17 protein-coding genes are annotated in these 16,789 nt (G+C 70.4%); 4 read left to right on the top strand and 13 right to left on the bottom strand.

What is annotated here, in order from left to right:
- The first annotated feature begins 55 nt into the window (after window positions 1-55).
- Window positions 56-1,477 carry a CapA family protein gene (locus L0C25_RS18850; protein WP_271633301.1) on the top strand — a complete coding sequence of 474 codons (1,422 nt, stop codon included), beginning with the start codon at window positions 56-58 and terminating at the stop codon, window positions 1,475-1,477.
- On the opposite strand, the gene L0C25_RS18845 is transcribed toward L0C25_RS18850, so the two are convergent.
- The 8 genes from L0C25_RS18845 to L0C25_RS18810 form a co-directional block, all read right to left on the bottom strand.
- Window positions 1,469-2,443, bottom strand: a complete 975-nt coding sequence (locus L0C25_RS18845) for a M28 family metallopeptidase (RefSeq protein ID WP_271633299.1) — start codon at window positions 2,441-2,443, stop codon at window positions 1,469-1,471. The two genes, L0C25_RS18850 and L0C25_RS18845, sit on opposite strands and share 9 nt — an antisense overlap.
- Window positions 2,444-2,610: 167 nt before the next feature.
- The gene (locus tag L0C25_RS18840) at window positions 2,611-3,249 is read right to left on the bottom strand and encodes a regulatory protein RecX (protein ID WP_271633298.1); all 639 of its coding nucleotides are present in this window, start codon (window positions 3,247-3,249) and stop codon (window positions 2,611-2,613) included.
- Window positions 3,250-3,252: 3 nt separating this feature from the next.
- Window positions 3,253-4,293 carry a recombinase RecA gene (recA, locus tag L0C25_RS18835; protein WP_271633297.1) on the bottom strand — a complete coding sequence of 347 codons (1,041 nt, stop codon included), beginning with the start codon at window positions 4,291-4,293 and terminating at the stop codon, window positions 3,253-3,255.
- A 231-nt stretch (window positions 4,294-4,524) separates the two neighbouring features.
- Complete coding sequence (locus L0C25_RS18830; protein WP_271633296.1) at window positions 4,525-4,938, bottom strand: hypothetical protein; 414 nt, start codon at window positions 4,936-4,938, stop codon at window positions 4,525-4,527.
- Window positions 4,935-5,747, bottom strand: coding sequence for a molybdopterin-dependent oxidoreductase (locus L0C25_RS18825; RefSeq protein WP_271633295.1), 813 nt, complete (start codon window positions 5,745-5,747; stop codon window positions 4,935-4,937). The genes L0C25_RS18830 and L0C25_RS18825 overlap by 4 nt, the downstream gene beginning before the upstream one ends.
- A 313-nt stretch (window positions 5,748-6,060) precedes the next feature.
- Window positions 6,061-6,708 (bottom strand): class I SAM-dependent methyltransferase, encoded by a 648-nt coding sequence (locus tag L0C25_RS18820; RefSeq protein ID WP_271633294.1) that lies wholly within the window; start codon window positions 6,706-6,708, stop codon window positions 6,061-6,063.
- Window positions 6,709-6,761: 53 nt separating this feature from the next.
- Complete coding sequence (locus L0C25_RS18815; protein ID WP_271633293.1) at window positions 6,762-7,424, bottom strand: TIGR04282 family arsenosugar biosynthesis glycosyltransferase; 663 nt, start codon at window positions 7,422-7,424, stop codon at window positions 6,762-6,764.
- Window positions 7,421-8,089, bottom strand: a complete 669-nt coding sequence (locus L0C25_RS18810; protein WP_271633292.1) for a glycosyltransferase family 2 protein — start codon at window positions 8,087-8,089, stop codon at window positions 7,421-7,423. Before L0C25_RS18810 ends, L0C25_RS18815 begins: the two co-directional genes overlap by 4 nt.
- Before the next feature lie 112 nt (window positions 8,090-8,201).
- On the opposite strand from L0C25_RS18810, the gene L0C25_RS18805 reads away from it, so the two are divergent.
- The 3 genes from L0C25_RS18805 to L0C25_RS18795 are packed head-to-tail and all read left to right on the top strand — an operon-like array spanning window position 8,202 to window position 11,228.
- Window positions 8,202-9,527, top strand: coding sequence for a hypothetical protein (locus tag L0C25_RS18805; protein WP_271633290.1), 1,326 nt, complete (start codon window positions 8,202-8,204; stop codon window positions 9,525-9,527).
- Window positions 9,528-9,531: 4 nt separating this feature from the next.
- The gene (locus tag L0C25_RS18800; RefSeq protein ID WP_271633289.1) at window positions 9,532-10,218 is read left to right on the top strand and encodes a response regulator transcription factor; all 687 of its coding nucleotides are present in this window, start codon (window positions 9,532-9,534) and stop codon (window positions 10,216-10,218) included.
- A complete protein-coding gene (locus L0C25_RS18795) occupies window positions 10,215-11,228 on the top strand; it encodes a sensor histidine kinase (RefSeq protein WP_271633287.1) in 1,014 nt (337 codons plus the stop codon). The genes L0C25_RS18800 and L0C25_RS18795 overlap by 4 nt, the downstream gene beginning before the upstream one ends.
- A 167-nt stretch (window positions 11,229-11,395) precedes the next feature.
- Here L0C25_RS18795 and L0C25_RS18790 read toward each other — a convergent pair whose 3' ends face one another.
- The 5 genes from L0C25_RS18790 to L0C25_RS18770 all read right to left on the bottom strand — a co-directional run bounded on the left by L0C25_RS18790 (window position 11,396) and on the right by L0C25_RS18770 (window position 16,766).
- Window positions 11,396-12,439 (bottom strand): NAD-dependent epimerase/dehydratase family protein, encoded by a 1,044-nt coding sequence (locus tag L0C25_RS18790; protein WP_271633286.1) that lies wholly within the window; start codon window positions 12,437-12,439, stop codon window positions 11,396-11,398.
- The gene (locus L0C25_RS18785; RefSeq protein WP_271633285.1) at window positions 12,436-13,227 is read right to left on the bottom strand and encodes an S-methyl-5'-thioadenosine phosphorylase; all 792 of its coding nucleotides are present in this window, start codon (window positions 13,225-13,227) and stop codon (window positions 12,436-12,438) included. Before L0C25_RS18785 ends, L0C25_RS18790 begins: the two co-directional genes overlap by 4 nt.
- 73 nt (window positions 13,228-13,300) lie before the next feature.
- Window positions 13,301-13,879 (bottom strand): DedA family protein, encoded by a 579-nt coding sequence (locus L0C25_RS18780; RefSeq protein WP_271633284.1) that lies wholly within the window; start codon window positions 13,877-13,879, stop codon window positions 13,301-13,303.
- Window positions 13,876-14,649 (bottom strand): MBL fold metallo-hydrolase, encoded by a 774-nt coding sequence (locus tag L0C25_RS18775; RefSeq protein ID WP_271633283.1) that lies wholly within the window; start codon window positions 14,647-14,649, stop codon window positions 13,876-13,878. The genes L0C25_RS18780 and L0C25_RS18775 overlap by 4 nt, the downstream gene beginning before the upstream one ends.
- Window positions 14,646-16,766 (bottom strand): alkaline phosphatase family protein, encoded by a 2,121-nt coding sequence (locus tag L0C25_RS18770; RefSeq protein ID WP_271633282.1) that lies wholly within the window; start codon window positions 16,764-16,766, stop codon window positions 14,646-14,648. The genes L0C25_RS18775 and L0C25_RS18770 overlap by 4 nt, the downstream gene beginning before the upstream one ends.
- Window positions 16,767-16,789: the final 23 nt, after the last annotated feature.

Raw genomic sequence — 16,789 nt, 5'->3', positions numbered from 1 at the left:
GGCGTCATTGGCGGGAATCCGTACCTCGGCAGGCGGTCGGCGTACGCTCGGCCGCATGAGCCGTGGCGCCGCTGCGTACGCGAGCGTCCTGGTTGCCCTGGTCGCGGGTGCGTGTACGGGCGGCTCCGAGCCGGCCGCCGACTCGGACGCTACGACTCGTGCGCCTCGATCGTCGACCGACGCAACCGCGGATGGCCGGGGTGCGCCGCTCGCGCTCGTCGTACACCCGAGTCGTGACGTCACTGACGTACGCACGGCGGACGCGCGTAACCTCGTCGCCGACGGGCCAACGCGCTGGTCGCGGATCGGCCTGCGTGGCGGTCGAATGAGCGTCGTCGCCGCGCCAAGCGTCACCGACGCGGCCGAGGTTCGCGCGGTCGCGTCGGCCCAGGACGCGATAGGGGTCGTACGCGCCGACCCGGGCTCGCTGGCCCTCGTACCTGCGAGCGCGGTGGACACCTCGGTACGGGCGCTGCCGGTCGGCGGGGTCGACCCGTTACGCGCGCCCGCGGCGTACCCGCTGCGGACCGACGTCGGCGACGCTCCCGAATCCGTGACGACCGTGACGGTCGTCGGCGACATCATGCTCGGGCGACGCGTCGGCGAGCGGATGGCCGCGGTCGACGACCCGGCGGCAGTGTTCCGCCCACTCGCCATCAGACTCTCCGCGGCCGACGTGACGGTCGGCAATCTCGAGTCGTCGCTGTCGAAGGCCGGTGCGCCGACGCAGGGCGGCGACTCCTTCGCCGCTGATCCGTCGGTCGAGCGCGGGCTACGCCTCGCGGGGTTCGACGTACTCGATCTCGCCAACAACCACCTCGGCGACTACGGTCAGCGCGCGCTGCGGCGGACCCTGACGCGCGTCGACGGCATGGGCATCGAGTCGGTCGGTGCCGGTGTCGACCGCGCCGCCGCGCGTACACCCGCGATCGTCGAGGTCGACGGGGTACGGATCGGCTTCTACGCCACCGACTCGATCGGCGAGACGCCCGCGGCCTCGGCACGGACGCCAGGCACCAATCGGCTCGATATGCCGCCGCGTACCGGGCCGCTCGACCGGGCGGCACTGCGCGACATCACGAGCGACATTCGTCGGCTCGATCGACGCGTGGACGCGGTGATCGCCATGCCACATTGGGGTACGCAGTACACGCACGTGCCCGAGCCCAGCCAGCGGCGAGTCGCCGCAGCGCTCGTACGCGCAGGGGCGGACGTGGTGGCGGGCGGACATCCGCACTGGGTGCAGCCGCTGGAGCGCACAGGCGACTCGGCCGTCGCGTACTCGCTGGGGAACTTCGTGTTCGACATGGACTTCTCGCGGGAGACCCAGGAAGGAGTCTTCCTCGAGATCGTGCTGTGGGACGGCGACGTCGTGGGCGTCAACCCCGTGCCGTACGTGATCGGGCCGGACTTCGCGCCCCGCCGGGTGTCGGGCGAGCGTGCGCAGGGGATTCTCGACGAGCTCGCGTCAGGGTGAGCGCAACCAGCGCCACATGATCCGACCGACGCGTCGCACCTCTCGGTCGTCGACGTAGTGCGGGCGGTCCTGTGCGGAGTGGTAACCCGCGTACGGAACACTGCCGAGCCGGATCGCCGGCAGACCGGCCTTCTCGAACGACCAGTGGTCGCTGGCTCGGTTGTCGTCGCAGGTCGCGTGCGGGACGCGCGCCGCTCGGGCGGTCCGCTCGACCTCGCGCCGGAGCCCGGATCCGTTCGGTCCGCCGGTGCAGATCGGCACCGCCGGCGCCCGTACCCCGACCCGGTCGAGCGCGACCATGCCGTCGAGGTTGCGGCGGGCGGGCCCGGACATCCGCCGGACGTACTGCCGCGACCCGAAATGGTGCAGGTCATCGGACTCGCCGCGGGGTTCCTCGGCACCGAACGCGATGAGCCGCGTCGGTACGTCGGGCGGCTGCTCGCTGGCCATCCTGGCGAGCTCGAGCAGCACCGAAGTGCCCGAGGCATTGTCTTCGGCGCCGGGCGAGACCGCGACGGAGTCGAGGTGCGCACCGACGATTCGGTACGGCTTCGTCGCGTCGAACCCGGGTGGGTCGGCGATCACGTTGTACGACGTACCGGCGTCGACCGGAACCCCCCACGAGTCGCCGGCCGGTACGGGAACCCGCGTACGGCCGACGTCGTAGCCGAGCGACCGGAGGCGTTGGGCAACGAACCGGGCCGCACGCCGGAAGCCCGGCGAGGTTGCTTCGCGGGGGCCGATCCGGTTCGCGAAGCGGCGTACGTCGGCGAGCACGGCATCCGCATCGAACGGCTCGGCGCGCTCAGCGGGCGGATCGCTGGCCAGGTCGGTGGGGGTGGCATCGGATGGCGACCCGGGGGTGGCGTAGGACGGCGAGCCCGTCCGCGCCGAGGGCTCCGGGTCGTCCGTGCACCCGGCGAGCAGGGCGAGGCCGAGCACGGTAGTCGCGAGCGGCCGCCACATGCGTCGAGCGTACGCGCGGCGCAGCGATCGACTGCGGATGACGCAGCGCCGTACTCTGCATGGCGAACGTCCGCCGTGCACGGCAAATTCGCCGCGCACAGTGGATGTTTACCATGTATACATGGTAAACATCCACCTGCGCGGCGGAAAACGCGAGATTCGGCGGCTCACAGGTCCGGGTCGAGCTCGACGTCCAGCTCCTCGCGGATCACCGCGTACGCCAGCCCGGACGAGTAGCCCTTGCGGGCAAGCATGCCGGCCAGCCGGCGCACCTGCACCTGCCGGTCGAGCGAGCGCACCGAGCGCAGCTTCTTGCGTACGAGCAGCCGCGCGTTCTCCCGCTCGTCGTCGGGATCGATGTCGTCGACGGTCTCGCGTACGGTCTCGTCGTCGACGCCCTTGCGGCGCAGCTCCTGGGCGAGGGCCCGGCCGGCGAGCCCGCGGGTACGCTGCCGCGACTCGACCCACGATCGGGCGAACGCCTCGTCGTCGACGAGGCCGATCTCCTCGAACCGGTCGAGCAGCCGAGCCGCGACGTCCGCCGGCACGTCGCGTTTGGCCAAGGCGCGCTCCAGCTCCGTACGACTGCGGGGCTGCTCGGTCAGCCGCTGCAGCAGGATCTTGCGCGCGACGGCCTCCGGATCGGCGTCCGGCCCCAGGTCGCGCGCCTCGGCATCCTCGGGCTCACGCTTACGCCTGCCCCGCCGACCCCCCTGGGCCGCACGTTTCGGCCGCGCATTGCGCGATTCTGGGGCCGAAACGTGCGGCTCAGCGGGGGTCTGCCAGTCGGATGGGTCGGGTCTCATCGGCTAGAAGTCGACGTTGACCGGCTCCTCGACGGCGGGCTCGTCGGCCGCGGCCTCGACGCCGAAGTGCTCCTTGATCTTCTTCTCGATCTCGTTGGCGAGGTCGGGGTTGTCGAGCAGGAACTTGCGGGCGTTCTCCTTGCCCTGGCCGAGCTGGTCGCCCTCGTAGGTGTACCAGGCTCCCGACTTGCGGATGAGCCCCGCCTCGACCCCGACGTCGATCAGGCTGCCCTCGCGGCTGATGCCCTTGCCGTACATGATGTCGAACTCCGCCTGCTTGAACGGCGGCGCCATCTTGTTCTTCACGACCTTGCAACGAGTACGGTTGCCGACCATGTCGGTGCCGTCCTTGAGCGTCTCGATCCGGCGGACGTCGAGGCGCACCGAGGCGTAGAACTTCAGCGCCTTGCCGCCCGTCGTCGTCTCGGGCGAGCCGAACATCACGCCGATCTTCTCGCGAAGCTGGTTGATGAAGATGCAGGTCGTGCCGGCGCCGTTCAGCGCACCGGTCATCTTGCGCAGCGCCTGGCTCATCAGCCGCGCCTGCAGGCCGACGTGCGAGTCGCCCATCTCGCCCTCGATCTCGGCGCGTGGCACGAGCGCGGCGACCGAGTCGATCACGATGATGTCGAGCGCGCCCGAGCGGACCAGCATGTCGGCGATCTCGAGCGCCTGCTCACCGGAGTCGGGCTGCGAGACGAGCAGCGCGTCGGTGTCGACGCCCAGCGCCTTGGCGTACTCGGGGTCGAGCGCATGCTCGGCGTCGACGAACGCGGCGAGCCCGCCCATGCGCTGTGCGCTCGCAACGGCATGCAGCGCAACCGTGGTCTTACCGGACGACTCCGGGCCGTAGATCTCGACGACCCGCCCGCGGGGCAGCCCGCCGATGCCGAGCGCGACGTCGAGCGCGGTCGCGCCGGTGGGAATCACCTCGACGGGCGCCCGCGTCCCGTCGCCCAGCCGCATGACCGAGCCCTTGCCGTACGTCTTGTCGATCTGCGCGATCGCGGTCTCGAGTGCCTTGTCGCGGTCTCCTGCAGCCATCTGGGTGGTCCCATCTCTCGTTCGCGGCCGGTCATCTACGACGTTAGATCGCGCCACCGACATCGTCCGCCCCGAAACCGGGAGCGGTGGAAAAGCGGCGAAATCACGTCGACCTGTGGACGAGAATAGGCCGAACGCCTGTTCGATGCACATCCGACACGCCGCTCGGCAGAGTTTGGTGCGTTGTGCACTACCTGGGCCGAGTCCGGTGGTGCAATTCGCACCGAACTCTCAACTGCGGCCACCGCGCCGGTCGCGACGCACCAGGGCGTACGCGAGCACGCACGCCACCGCGATCGCGCTGAGCGCCAGCCACGCCGCCACGTACGGCCGGTCGAGCAGCGTCGGGTTGTCGGCGCGTACGCCAGGACCGCTCAGGGCGGGCAGCGCGACCAGCGTCAGCGAGCCCCAGAGCACGAACGCCACGACGAGCGGCGTACGCACCCGCGCCGGCGCCACCCGAGCCGCCACCACCCCGAGGGCGACCACGATCGGTGCGAGCACGAAGTCGTGCGCGACGACGCCGCCCGCCAGCCAGACGAATGCGGAGCGCAGCTGCGCAACGTCGAACTCACGCATCGACCAGAGTCCGAACCCGACTGCCACCAGCCCGGCGGCACCGAGCACGATCCGAAACACCCTCATGCGTAGACCTCCAGGCGGCTCACCCATTTGGTCTGCATGACACCAGGACGGTTCGGCGCGATGATGCGACACGGATAGCCGTGATCGAGGTCGAGCTCCGCACCGTTCAGCCGCAGCGCGAGCAAGGTACGTCGGTCCGCCGCGAACTGCGGCGGCAGCTCGCTCGACCCGAACGCACCACGCGTCTGGAGGGACGAGACGTACACGCGGGACGAGGCCGGCGCACCGACGGCCGAGAGCAGGTCCGCGACCGGTACGCCCTCCCACGACGCCGACACGCTCCAACCCTCCACGCACGCGATCGGCAGCGTCTCGGTCGCCTGCGGCAACCGTTCGAGCTCGTCGCGCGTGAACCGACGGGTCGCACCGTCGTACACGACGTCGAGCGCCCAGGTCGACGCGTCCGCGTACTCGACCCCGGCCGCGGTAGCGGAGCGGTTCACGGGCACGTCCTGCGGACCATCGCCCGACCGCACCGCGAAGACCGAGACCTTCCGCAACAACGGGACGCTCTGTCCCGCCGTCGCCACGACAACGAGCCCCGCGGCCACCCACGTCGTACGCAGCAACCCACGCCGGCTGAGACCTGGCCCGTCGGGTTCGGTCAAGCCGCCCAGGTACGCCTCGCGCACGACGGGCAGCTTGACCGCGATGTGAATCGCGAGAGAACCGATGAACACCCAGGCAACGGCGTAGTGCGTCGCGCGGAAGCTGAAGCCCCAGGGATACCACTGCGAGATGTTCACGGTGCCCGACACCAGCTGGAACAACGCGGACGCGACGAGCAGCGCGATCGAGCCACGCTCCAACGCGTGCAGTACGAGCTCGAGACGGACGCGGCGGTCGTACGAACAGCCGAGGGACCACCGACCACAGCTTGACGAGCAGCAGCGGTACGGCCGCGGTGCCTGCGATGACGTGCAGCCCCTGCGTCACCCGGTACAGCGACGCCGGCCCGGTCGGCAGCGTCAACCATCCCGGTGTGTCGTACTGGAAGTGACTCCACAGGCCCGTGAGGAACGCGACCGTCATCGTCACGCCGAGCCAGACGCCAACCCGGCTGGTGACCTGAGGACCTCGCAGGCGATGGGAGAAGTCGTCGACGTTCGGTATCCGCATCGGCTACGCCTCTCGTGCGAGCATGGCGACGGTCCGCCCGGCGACCGACGCGACGCTCTCGACGTACAGCCCGGCGCTCGTCGCGAGCGTCCCGATCGCGCCGACGCCTACCGTCGCCCAGGCGTACGCCTCGCTCAGCTCGCCGCCCGCGCGTAGCCGGAGCAGGTGGCGTTCGACGCCGCCATGCGAGGCGACCTCGGCGAGCACTCGCCCACCGTCGCGTACGAGCGCAGAGCAGCGCCGCAGCACGCGACCCGGGTCGCCGCCGATCCCGATGTTGCCGTCGGCGAGGAGCACGCTGTCCCAGCGTCCGGGCAAGTGGTCGAAGACGTTGTGCAGCAAGGCGTTCGCGCCTCGCGCACGTGCCTGCCGTACGGCCTCTCGCGACAAGTCGATGCCCGTCGTACGGGCACCGGCGGCGGCCACCGCGTACGTCAGTCTGCCAGGACCACAGCCGACGTCGAGTACGTCGCCACGACACGGTCGGACGAACAGCTCATGGTCGGCCGCATCCGCGTCGTCCTGCCAACGCCGGATGGGGAGCGCATGGATCGTGCCGTCCTCGCTCACGACCTCGCACGGCTCGCCCGCGTACGCATCCTCGAGCGCAGCGGCCGCAGACCGCGGCGCGAAGTTCGGTGCAGATTGCACTACGGCGGTCGAGCCCGATGGTGCAATCCGCACCGAACTCTTCGCAGCGGCGCTCACCCGACATCACCGTCGCGGAGCCCCGCGACCGCACGCCCGAACCGCGTGTCCGGCGCGATCGCCCCTACCTCGAGCGCGTCGGCCCACGTGTCGACGTCGGTCAGCGCCGGCGCGTCCGCCACGCGCGCGCCTCGGGCACGGAGCGCCTGCCGGGTCAGCTCGCCTGTGTGTTCGGTCGACATCGGTACGTCGCGCAGGCACTCCGCGTGCGACGCGTCGCGTACCGCGAGCACCCACCACCCACCGTCGTGTGCCGGGCCGAGGACGGCATCGTGTCGCGTCAACGCTCGCCCGGCCGCCCGCAGCACCTCCGGACGTACGTGTGGAGTGTCCATCCCGATCTGTACGACTCCCCCACCGCGATCCGCGTCGGAGTGCGCGGCCGCTAGCCGAGCGGCGAATCCCCCGCCACGCTGGCCGATCCGTCGATGAGGCGACAGCGCCTCTTCGATCTCCGCACTCATCACAGAGTCCGCGAGCGAGCCGGTCATCGCCACGCAGACCGGCCAGCCCGTGCGGTCCGCAGCGTCGATCGTGTCGAGAAGCGCCGCACCCGCGAGGCGTGCGGCCGTCTCGTCGCCCACGTACGCCGCGAGCCGGGTCTTCGCCCTTCCCGGTACGGGAGCGCGCGCGACGATCAGGACTGTCGGCTCGTTCATCGGCCCACCTGACGCAGTACGCCTGCGAAGTCCACCATCGTGAGCGCGGTGCCCCGCACGCTTCCCGACACCTTCGACCGCGTGCCCGGTGCCCGCCTGGTGTATGCGATATCGCGCTCACGTACCGTCCATCCGGCACGCGCCGCGAGCATCATCAGCTCGAGCGGGTAGCCGAACCGCCGATCGCGTACGCCCAAGGTGACCAGGTCTTCACGGCGACACACTCGCATCGGCGCGAGGTCGTGGATCGCCAGCCGCGTACGACGCCGGATCAACCATGCGAGCAGCGCCGTGCCGGCACGCGCGTGCCACGGCCAAACGCCTGCGCCGACGGCCCGTCTGCGTCCGGCGGCCATCGTTGCGACGTCGCCACGCACATCCGCGAGCAGGTCGGCGAGGTCACTCGGGTCCATCGAACCGTCGCCGTCGATGACGGCCACATAGTCGGCCGTCGCGGCGCAGACCCCAGCGTGCACGGCCGCTCCGTACCCCGGCGTCGACTCCGTCACCACCGTCGCCCCCGCCGTACGCGCGGCGTCGGCCGTGTCGTCCGTCGACCCGTTGTCGACGACGATCGCCCGGAACGCCTCGGGCATCCGCGCAAGCAGCTCGGGCAATGCGGGCGCCTCGTTGCGGCACGGGATGACGACGTCGCACTCGGTCATGCCTTGGACACTATGGATCTGAGGGCCGCGGATCAGCGCCGAACGGTGACAAGCCCGTGACATCGGTTGGTCGTGGGCCGGATTCGGCGCCGTTGCCGTCTACCGTCGAACCATGGTCACCACGCGCACCCGTACGTACGCGTGGGCCGTCATCTCTACGCTCACCGGGCTGACGCTGGTCGTGGCGGCGATCGTCGTACCGGCTGCGGCCGACATCGACGTGCACGTGGGCATCTCCGGGTACGACCCCTTCCCTCCGCTGCACGCGAACTGGGTGCCCGAGTTCGGTCCGCGTGGCATCCTCCCCATCGTCGTCGCAGTCGGGGTCCTCGTGCTGTGGGGACGCATCGATCGCCTCGGGTGGCGCGCGTTCGTCGCCACCACCTGGGTCGCGACCTGGTTGTGGACCTTCACCCTCGCGTACGTCGACGGCCCCGATGGCCTGAGCGAACAGTGGATGCGCCGGGGAGAGTACGTGTACGACGCGCGCCGGGTCACATCGGTGAGCGAGGCGCTGTCGGGATTCATCGACCGCATCCCGATCGATGCTCCGGATCACTGGTTCATCCACGTCGCGGGTCATCCACCGGGCGCGCTACTCGCATTCGTCGGGCTCGACCGGGTGGGCATCACCGACGAGTTCTGGATCGGCATGACCGTCATGACCATCGGGACGACCGCCGTGGTAGCCGCGCTCGTCGCCGTCCGCGCGTTGGGCCGCGAGCCCCTCGCGCGCCGTGCCGCGCCATGGTTGGTGCTCGCCCCGATGGCGGTCTGGATGGGTGTCTCCGGTGACACGTTGTTCGTTGCGGTGGCCGCGTGGGGGCTGGCGTTGTTGGCTATTGCGTCGACCCGAAGTCGAAGGGCCGTCCCTACGTACGGGGTTGTCGCCGGCGTGCTGCTCGGCTACTCCACCTACCTCTCGTACGGGCTCGTGCTGCTCTGCCCGCTGGCGATCGCGGTCCTCGTCGTCGCGGGCACGGCACGTGCACTGCCGTGGGCGCTGGCCGGCGCACTCGCGGTCGCCGCAGCGTTCACACTTGCCGGATTCGCGTGGTGGGACGCGTACCCCGTGCTGCACGAGCGCTACTACGACGGCGTCGCGAGCAGGCGCCAGTACGGGTACTGGGTGTGGGCGAACATCGCCGCCTGGACGTTCACTGCGGGCCTCGCGACCTGGGCGGCGATCCCCGCAGGGCTCCGACGCGTACGCGAGCGCAACCCCGTTGCAGTGTTGGGATGTACGGCCCTGCTGTGCGTTCTGATCGCGACTCTTTCCGGAATGAGCAAGGCGGAGGTCGAGCGGATCTGGATGCCGTTCACGCTCTGGGCGCTGATGCTGCCCGCGCTGCTTCCAGTCCGCTGGCGTACACCGCTGTTGGCGGGCCAGGCGGCGACCGGTCTACTTGTTCAGATACTACTGCTCACGCGATGGTGATGACATGACGGTTCTGGTTGTGGAGGACGACGAGTCCGTGCGCGACGTCGTCCGTCGCTACCTCGAGCGCGACGGGTACGAGGTGCTGCTCGCGGGCGACGGTCGAGAGGGCCTGCGTGCCGCCCAGCAGCACTCCCCCGATCTCGTGGTGCTCGACATCATGCTGCCGGGGCTCGACGGACTGACCGTGTGCAAGGCGCTACGCGGACAGCCCGATCCGTACGTGCCGATCGTGATGCTCACGGCGCTCGGCGAGGTCGACGACCGGATCACCGGGCTCGAGCTCGGCGCCGACGACTACGTGACGAAGCCGTTCAGCCCGAAGGAGCTCGTACTCCGGATCCGGTCGGTGCTCCGGCGCACGGCGGCCGACACCGCCGAGGACACACCGCTCCTCGACGGCGAGCTGTACGTCGACCGCGCCGCGCGTACTGCAACGTTGCGAGGCGATCCCCTGCACCTGACCGTGCGCGAGTTCGACCTGCTGTCATTCCTGCTCGCGAACGCCGGCCATGCGTACAGTCGGTCCGACCTGCTGGACAAGGTCTGGGGGTGGTCGTTCGGCGATCACTCCACCGTGACGGTGCACGTCAAACGCCTACGCCACAAGATAGAACGCGATCCGACCGCGCCCGAGCGAATTGCTACGGTCTACGGCGTCGGGTACCGGTACGAGCGGGCGGTGACATGAGCTCGGCGGATATGCAGGCGGTGCTTCTCGCGCTCGCCTGCTCGGTGACCGTGGCGCTCGTCGGCGCGGTGGTCGTACGCAGGCTCCGATCGCGAACGCTCGCGCTGTCGATGACCGTCATCACGATGGTGCCGCTGCTCGGGATCATCGCGGGCGTCGTCGTGACGAGCGGCTTCATGTTCACCACGCAGCTGCGACAGAGCATCCTGGTCTGGATCGTGGTCACGCTCGTGTGTGTTCCGACGGCGATCCTGTTCGGCAGATCCCTTGCCCGACAGAGCGTCTGGGAGCACGAGGCGGTCGAACGGGAACGCGCCGCCGAGCGCTCCCGACGCGAGCTGCTGGTATGGCTCAGCCACGACCTGCGAACCCCGCTGGCCGGCGTCATCGCGATGACCGAGGCGCTCGACGACGGCGTGGTGAGCGAGCCCGACGACGTACGGGAGTACGCGCGGCGGATCCGGCGAGAGACTGCCCGGCTCGCCGGGATGGTCGACGACCTCTTCGAGATGTCGCGCATCCATGCCGGAGCGTTCGCAGTCGACCGCGAGGCGCTGCCGGTGCGTTCGGTCGTACGTGAGGCAACGACGTCGGCTGCCGCGAGCGCCGAGGCGGCGGGCGTACGGCTGCGTGTGCAGGAGTCGGACGCGGTCGTGCTCGGTGGAGAGCCGGAACTCGTGCGCGTGCTCAGAAACCTACTGGGCAACGCGATCCGCCATACGCCGACGGGAGGAACGGTGGCAGTCTCCACCGTCGCTGGCTCCGGATCCGTGTACGTACAGGTAGCCGACGAGTGTGGCGGGATACCCGAGCCGGAGCTCACGCATGTCTTCGACCTCGCGTACCGCGGGAGCAGCGCGCGAGGCACGGACTCGAAGGGCGCCGAGCCGGTCGGCGCAGGGCTCGGGCTCACCATCGCGCGCGGGCTCGTCGAAGCGCACGGCGGGACGATCGAGGTCGCGAATCACGGCCCGGGGTGTCGCTTCACGGTGCGGCTGCCGGCGGCGTGACCGTCCTCGTCGGTGTTGCGATCCGGGCGTCCCCGATCGCCACCTAACGCATCCGGGCGTCCCCGATCGCAACGCAACGCGACCTGGGCGTCCCCGATCGCAACGCAACGCGACCTGGGCGTCCCCGATCGCCACCTAACGCATCTGGGCGTCCCCGATCGCAACGATCAGCGGGTCCGCAGCCGAGCGGACGCGAGCTCGACCAGCCCGACGTCCGGGCGTACGCGCGCCTCGAACCCCAGACCGGTCCGCGCCCGATCCGGCGACGCCACCACGTGGCGTACGTCGAATGCGCGGTACTCCCCCGTGACGACCGGCTCCGGTCCGCGCGCGGCGTCAGCGAGCACGCTCGCCATCTCGCCGATCGTGAACGGCGTACCCGAGCAGACGTTGTACGCCGTCACGCCGACGCCGTGCGACTCGAGGGCCTCGAGCGCCGCCACGTTGGCACGCGCGACATCCTGAACGTGTACGAAGTCGCGCGTCTGCCTGCCGTCCTCGAACACCCGCGGCGCCTCACCGCGCTCGAGCGCCGACCGGAAGATCGCCGCGACACCGGAGTACGGCGTGTCCGCCGGCATGCCCGGGCCGTACACGTTGTGGTAGCGCAGCGCGATACACCGCGCGGACTGCAGGGTGCACCAGGCGCCGGAGTAGTGCTCCTGCGCAACCTTCGACGCCGCATAGCTCGTTCGCGGTCGGATCGGCGCCGACTCGTCGATCGGCCGCCAACGAACGGGTCCACCACACACCTCGCACCGTGGGTCGAAGGAACCCGCCGCGAGGTCGTCGACGGCACGCGGGGCAGGTCCGACACTTCCGTCGTACTCGCAGGTGTAGCGCCCATCTCCGTACGCCACCATCGACGAGGCGAGTACGAGCCGGTCGATGCCCCGACGAGCCATCGCCGCGAGCAGCTCCGCCGTGCCGAGGTCGTTGTGTGCCGCGTACGCAGGGAGGTCTTGCGCGTCGACGCCATTGCCCACCATCGCGGCCTGATGGCACACCGCGTCGACATCGCCGAGCAACGAGTCGAGCAGTGCGCCGTCGCGTACGTCTGCGATGTGCACGCCGGCAGGTGCAATGGCATCGGTGCCGTGCGCCTGGGGCACGAGCGCATCCAGCCCGACGACGTCATGGCCTGCCACCGCGAGCGCCGAGGCCACGTGCGTACCGATGAAGCCGGCGGCACCGGTGACGAGCACCCTCATGGCAGGTCCATCGGGAGGTCCATGCCGTCGAGCGCCGTCGAGCATGCGCAGGTGCCTTGGGTGCCGACCGATCCCGCGACCGTCCGCAGGTCAGTGCGCAGCGCGTCGACGTGCTCGGCGAACACCGCGAAGACATCCGCCTGGCTCACCGCCTGCTCCGCGTCGATACCGGCGTCGACGTCGGTGACGAGTGCGACGCTGGCGTAGCAGAGCGCGAGCTCGCGCGCCAGCACCGCCTCGGGGTGCCCGGTCATGTTCACCAGCGACCAGCCCTGCGCTGCGTACCACTGTGACTCTGCGCGGGTCGAGAAGCGCGGCCCGTCGATGACCACCATCGTACCTCCGTCGACCGCGTCGAGGCCGGACAGCAGCGACGTACGGAGCCGCGCGCAGTACGGATCGGCGAACGCGACGTGGCAGGCGCCTTGCTCGTAGTAGGTCTGGACGCGTGCCGTCGTACGGTCGACGAGCTGATCGGGTACGACGAGCGTGCCGGGACCGAGCCTCGCCTGGAGACTTCCGACAGCACACGGCGCCAGCACCTGGCGCACGCCGAGGCTGCGCAGGGCCCAGAGGTTGGCTCGGTAGTTGACCCGGTGCGCAGGGAACTCGTGACCGCGACCGTGTCGGGGAAGGAACGCAACGCGGCGACCGTTGACAGCGCCGACCGCGATCGGCGCCGACGGCCGGCCGTACGGCGTCTCGACCACGACCTCTTCGGGATCATCGAGGAACGTGTAGAAACCGGAGCCGCCGATGACGGCGAGATCCGCGGGGGCGTTGTCCATGCAGCCGAGCCTGCCAGGAATCAGCGGCCGAGGTGCGACTCGGCCATGACGGTTCGGTGACGGCCACGGCGATTCACGATCGCAACACGAACCGACGCACCAGGTGGGCGAGCAGGCTGAACGCGACGACCCCGGCCATTGCGGCGGCGACGGCCTCCCACGGATGCGAGAAGATCGACCCGCCCACGACGCCGATGGCCGCGTACACAGCCGCCCAGAGGATCACCGCGCCGACATCGGCCGAGACGTACCGCCGCCATGGGTACCCGCCGATCGCGGCCGCCAGCAGCACCGGAATCCGCCCGGCCGGCAACAACCGCGAGAGCATCAGCGCGGGCATCTCGTTCTGCTCGACCTGTGCGCGCATCTGCGCCAGCCGTTCGGCGGGTCGCTCCCGGCTGAGCCACCCGACACGCTGCGCGAGGGACGCACCCGCGCGCGACAGCACAGCGAAGGTCGCGATGTCGCCGACGTACGCGGCTGCCGCACCCACCGCCACGACGAGCGCGAGTTCGGCGACGTTGTGCTCGGCCAGGACGGCAGCGACGCTCACCGCCGCTCCGGTCGGCAGCACCGGAACGAACGATCCGAATGCGACGATCCCGAACATCCCGACGAGGTAGCCGAACGTCAACGTGGTCGCGTCGTTCACGTGGTCGGCCAACGCGTCGTCTCGCCCACCTGCAGTACGCGTGGTTCTGCACCGATCGCCTCGACCGCCGTCCGGAACCGCTCGGCGGGTTCGATGAACAGCCGCCGAAAGCTCGGCCGGTGCACGTGTCGCAGCCCGGTCGGCCAGAACGTGCCGTAGTGCATCGGCACCGCGTACCGCGCCCCGACGAGCCGAACGGCCTGCGCGGCGTGTTCGGGGTCCATGTGCTTGTCGGGCTCGAGGGTCGGCCCCCACCCGCCGATCGGTACGACGGCGAGATCGACCGGCCCGAACTCCGCCATCCCCTCGAACAGCGCCGTGTCTCCCGCGAACCAGATGCGGCATCCGTCGCGCTCGATGATGAACCCCAGGGCCGGGCCGCTGATCCGCGACCTGCTGTGTCGCCGCGGATCGTGGTCGGCGGGGACGGCTCGGATCGTCAGTCCGTCGCGCTCCACGACGTCGCCGGGCACCACCTCGCGTACCCGCGACTCGGCACCACCGAGCACGGCTTGCGACCCGCGCGGGCCGACGACCTGCGCCGTCTGCGGGACGAGCTTCATCGACGGTACGTGCAGGTGGTCACCGTGCAGGTGCGACACGGCCACGATGTCGGCCGCACGCGCTCGCGTGGCCGGCTTCGTGCCACGGATGCGGCTGAGGTGGCCGAGCCGCCTCGTGAGGACGGGATCGGTCAGCACTCGCACATCGTCGATCTCGATGGTCGTCGTCGCGTGCCCCCACCAGGTGAGCGAGACCGGTGCCCTCATGCCCCCGGCTCCCCTGCCTCGTCCTCTCGGAGCCCGAGCGTACGTTGGTGTGTCCGCAGCGCCTCGAACACGTCGGTGCCGCTCAGGTCGGCCACCGGTACGCGCATCTGCGACGGATGGATCAACAGCGCCGACGTCTGCTCGCCGCCAAGACCTCCGTGCGACCCGACGAGCTCCTCGAACGCGGCGACGTCGCCGAGGCTCGGGTCGTGGCATCCGAGCAGCACGAGGTCACCGACGTTCTCGCGCCCATCGAGGGCCAGCAGATCGGCCGCTGCGCGGTCGCCGTACACCGCAAGCGGGTCAGTGCCTTCGCCACCCGTCGTCGCGTCGTCGGCGAGCACCCGCCAGCCGTCGGTGCCGAGCGCGACGAGGTCGTCGCCGTCGCGGACGATGACCGCGCCGACGTGCGGGTGCCGGGCGAGGCCGCCGACGAGCTCGGGATGACGTTGTTCGATCCGGGCACGGTCGACCCTGCCGGGCTCGTCGGTGAGGTAGACGTGCGAGAGGCTGCCGGACACCACGACGACCACGTCCGCGGGGTCGCCCGCTGCCGGCGGTTGTTTCGCACGTCCCAGGGCGACCTGGACGTCGCCGGGTGCTTGAACGGGCTCGACCTTCGTCCGCATCAGCCCGCGAGTCGCGCCGCCGACGATGTCGTCCGACCTGGCCGCACCGGTCAGCAACACGTTCACGGGCCCCCACGGCTCGGCGGGCGTACGTACGGGACCGGCGGTCGGCGTCGAGGCGACCAGCGCCGCAACCGTGTCGTCGAGCGTCGCCCCCGACAGCTGACGGAACGTCGCGCCCTGTGCCTGGCCGTGATCGGACACCAACACGATCTCGTACCGACGCCCGACCTCCTCCGCGACCCGTTCGAACAACCCGATGACGTCGTCGAGCCCGTCGAGCGTGCGGACGGCCTCCGGGCGGCTGGGGCCGGCGTGGTGCGCGACCTCGTCGTAGTCGACGAAGTCGACATAGATCGTCGGTGCGCCGCGGGCCATCTGCTCCGCGACGATCGACACGTTGAGATCGCGCAGGATCACCGTCGTCACGCCGCGCAGGAGCACGAAGACGCCGCCGCGGCGTACGCGCGGCTGCACGTCGCGAAGCCGCTGCCGGCGGCCTTGGTACCACTCCGTGACGACCTCGCCGGCGAACACGACCAAGGACCGCGCGAGCCCGCTGCGCGCGACGGCGTACGCGGCGACGCCGTGCTTCGCCGACGGCAGCCGCGCGTCGCTCATCGTCAGCAGCCGGGTCGGCGCATCACCGGAGAACAGGTTCGAAACGCTGACCCCGTCGTACGCCAGTAGGCCTTGGCCGTCGGAGAGCCGCTTCTCGATCTCGGCGGCGTCACCCGGTCGGTTGGCCACGAGGATCTTGCCGGTGTCCTTCTCGTACCAGCGAAACGACGGGATGTGCTCGGTGTCGCCATGCAGCAGGACGGCCTGACCGGCGGGCGTCGTCGCGGGAAGGCCGGTGTGCCAGTCGCGCAGCTCGTGGCTGCCGGATCGCAGCCAGCGCGATACGTTCGGCATCGTCCCGGCGGTGACGGCGTGTCGCAGCAGCGGCGCGCTGACGCCGTCCAGCTGAACGATCAGCAGCCCCGGTCGATCGGGCTGCTCGCCGTCCACCGCGGAGAGTCGCACTGCGCGCCCGAGGACCTGGGCGAGGAACGCGTCCTCGCTGCCGGCGTCGAACAGCCAGTTGATCATCGCTCCGGCTGCGGTGGCGATCCAGGCCGCGAAGACCACGTCGGCGGCGTTGTCGGACTGGAGGCCGGGCGTGACTGCGAGGGCGATCCCGAGGATGACGACCTGGAGGACCACGCCCGCGATCAGCAGGCCGAACGAGCCGAGAACGACCGTCATCGCGAGCAGCAGCGTACGCAGCACCGCCCCGACGACGATGACCACGATCGCGAGCAGGGCGACCGCGCCGACGTCCGACGACTGGACGCCCGGCAACAGCCAGAGGGCGACGCCCAGCGCGACGTACGACGTGAGGACGTACCGGATCATGGCGCGGATGCGCGGCCACGTGGGCCGCCACTCGCCGGCCAGGACCCCGATCAGCCGGATCCTGCGGCGGACCGAGCTCGCTTGCGGCATGGCGTCCTCCGGGGAGCGGCTCG

Source organism: Solicola gregarius, from assembly GCF_025790165.1.
GTDB classification, from domain to species: Bacteria; Actinomycetota; Actinomycetes; order Propionibacteriales; family Nocardioidaceae; genus Solicola; species Solicola gregarius.
The sequence above is the reverse complement of the archived record's forward strand: the minus strand, read 5'-3'. Positions and strand labels throughout refer to the sequence as shown.

Coding starts and splice junctions, on each gene's coding strand:
- L0C25_RS18775 (WP_271633283.1), bottom strand. CDS start 14,649: ATGAGGGCACCGGTCTCGCTCACCTGGTGGGGGCACGCGACGACGACC.
- L0C25_RS18785 (WP_271633285.1), bottom strand. CDS start 13,227: ATGGACAACGCCCCCGCGGATCTCGCCGTCATCGGCGGCTCCGGTTTC.
- L0C25_RS18795 (WP_271633287.1), top strand. CDS start 10,215: ATGAGCTCGGCGGATATGCAGGCGGTGCTTCTCGCGCTCGCCTGCTCG.
- L0C25_RS18790 (WP_271633286.1), bottom strand. CDS start 12,439: ATGAGGGTGCTCGTCACCGGTGCCGCCGGCTTCATCGGTACGCACGTG.
- L0C25_RS18770 (WP_271633282.1), bottom strand. CDS start 16,766: ATGCCGCAAGCGAGCTCGGTCCGCCGCAGGATCCGGCTGATCGGGGTC.
- L0C25_RS18845 (WP_271633299.1), bottom strand. CDS start 2,443: ATGTGGCGGCCGCTCGCGACTACCGTGCTCGGCCTCGCCCTGCTCGCC.
- L0C25_RS18850 (WP_271633301.1), top strand. CDS start 56: ATGAGCCGTGGCGCCGCTGCGTACGCGAGCGTCCTGGTTGCCCTGGTC.
- L0C25_RS18805 (WP_271633290.1), top strand. CDS start 8,202: ATGGTCACCACGCGCACCCGTACGTACGCGTGGGCCGTCATCTCTACG.
- L0C25_RS18800 (WP_271633289.1), top strand. CDS start 9,532: ATGACGGTTCTGGTTGTGGAGGACGACGAGTCCGTGCGCGACGTCGTC.
- L0C25_RS18840 (WP_271633298.1), bottom strand. CDS start 3,249: ATGAGACCCGACCCATCCGACTGGCAGACCCCCGCTGAGCCGCACGTT.
- recA (WP_271633297.1), bottom strand. CDS start 4,293: ATGGCTGCAGGAGACCGCGACAAGGCACTCGAGACCGCGATCGCGCAG.
- L0C25_RS18815 (WP_271633293.1), bottom strand. CDS start 7,424: ATGAACGAGCCGACAGTCCTGATCGTCGCGCGCGCTCCCGTACCGGGA.
- L0C25_RS18810 (WP_271633292.1), bottom strand. CDS start 8,089: ATGACCGAGTGCGACGTCGTCATCCCGTGCCGCAACGAGGCGCCCGCA.
- L0C25_RS18830 (WP_271633296.1), bottom strand. CDS start 4,938: ATGAGGGTGTTTCGGATCGTGCTCGGTGCCGCCGGGCTGGTGGCAGTC.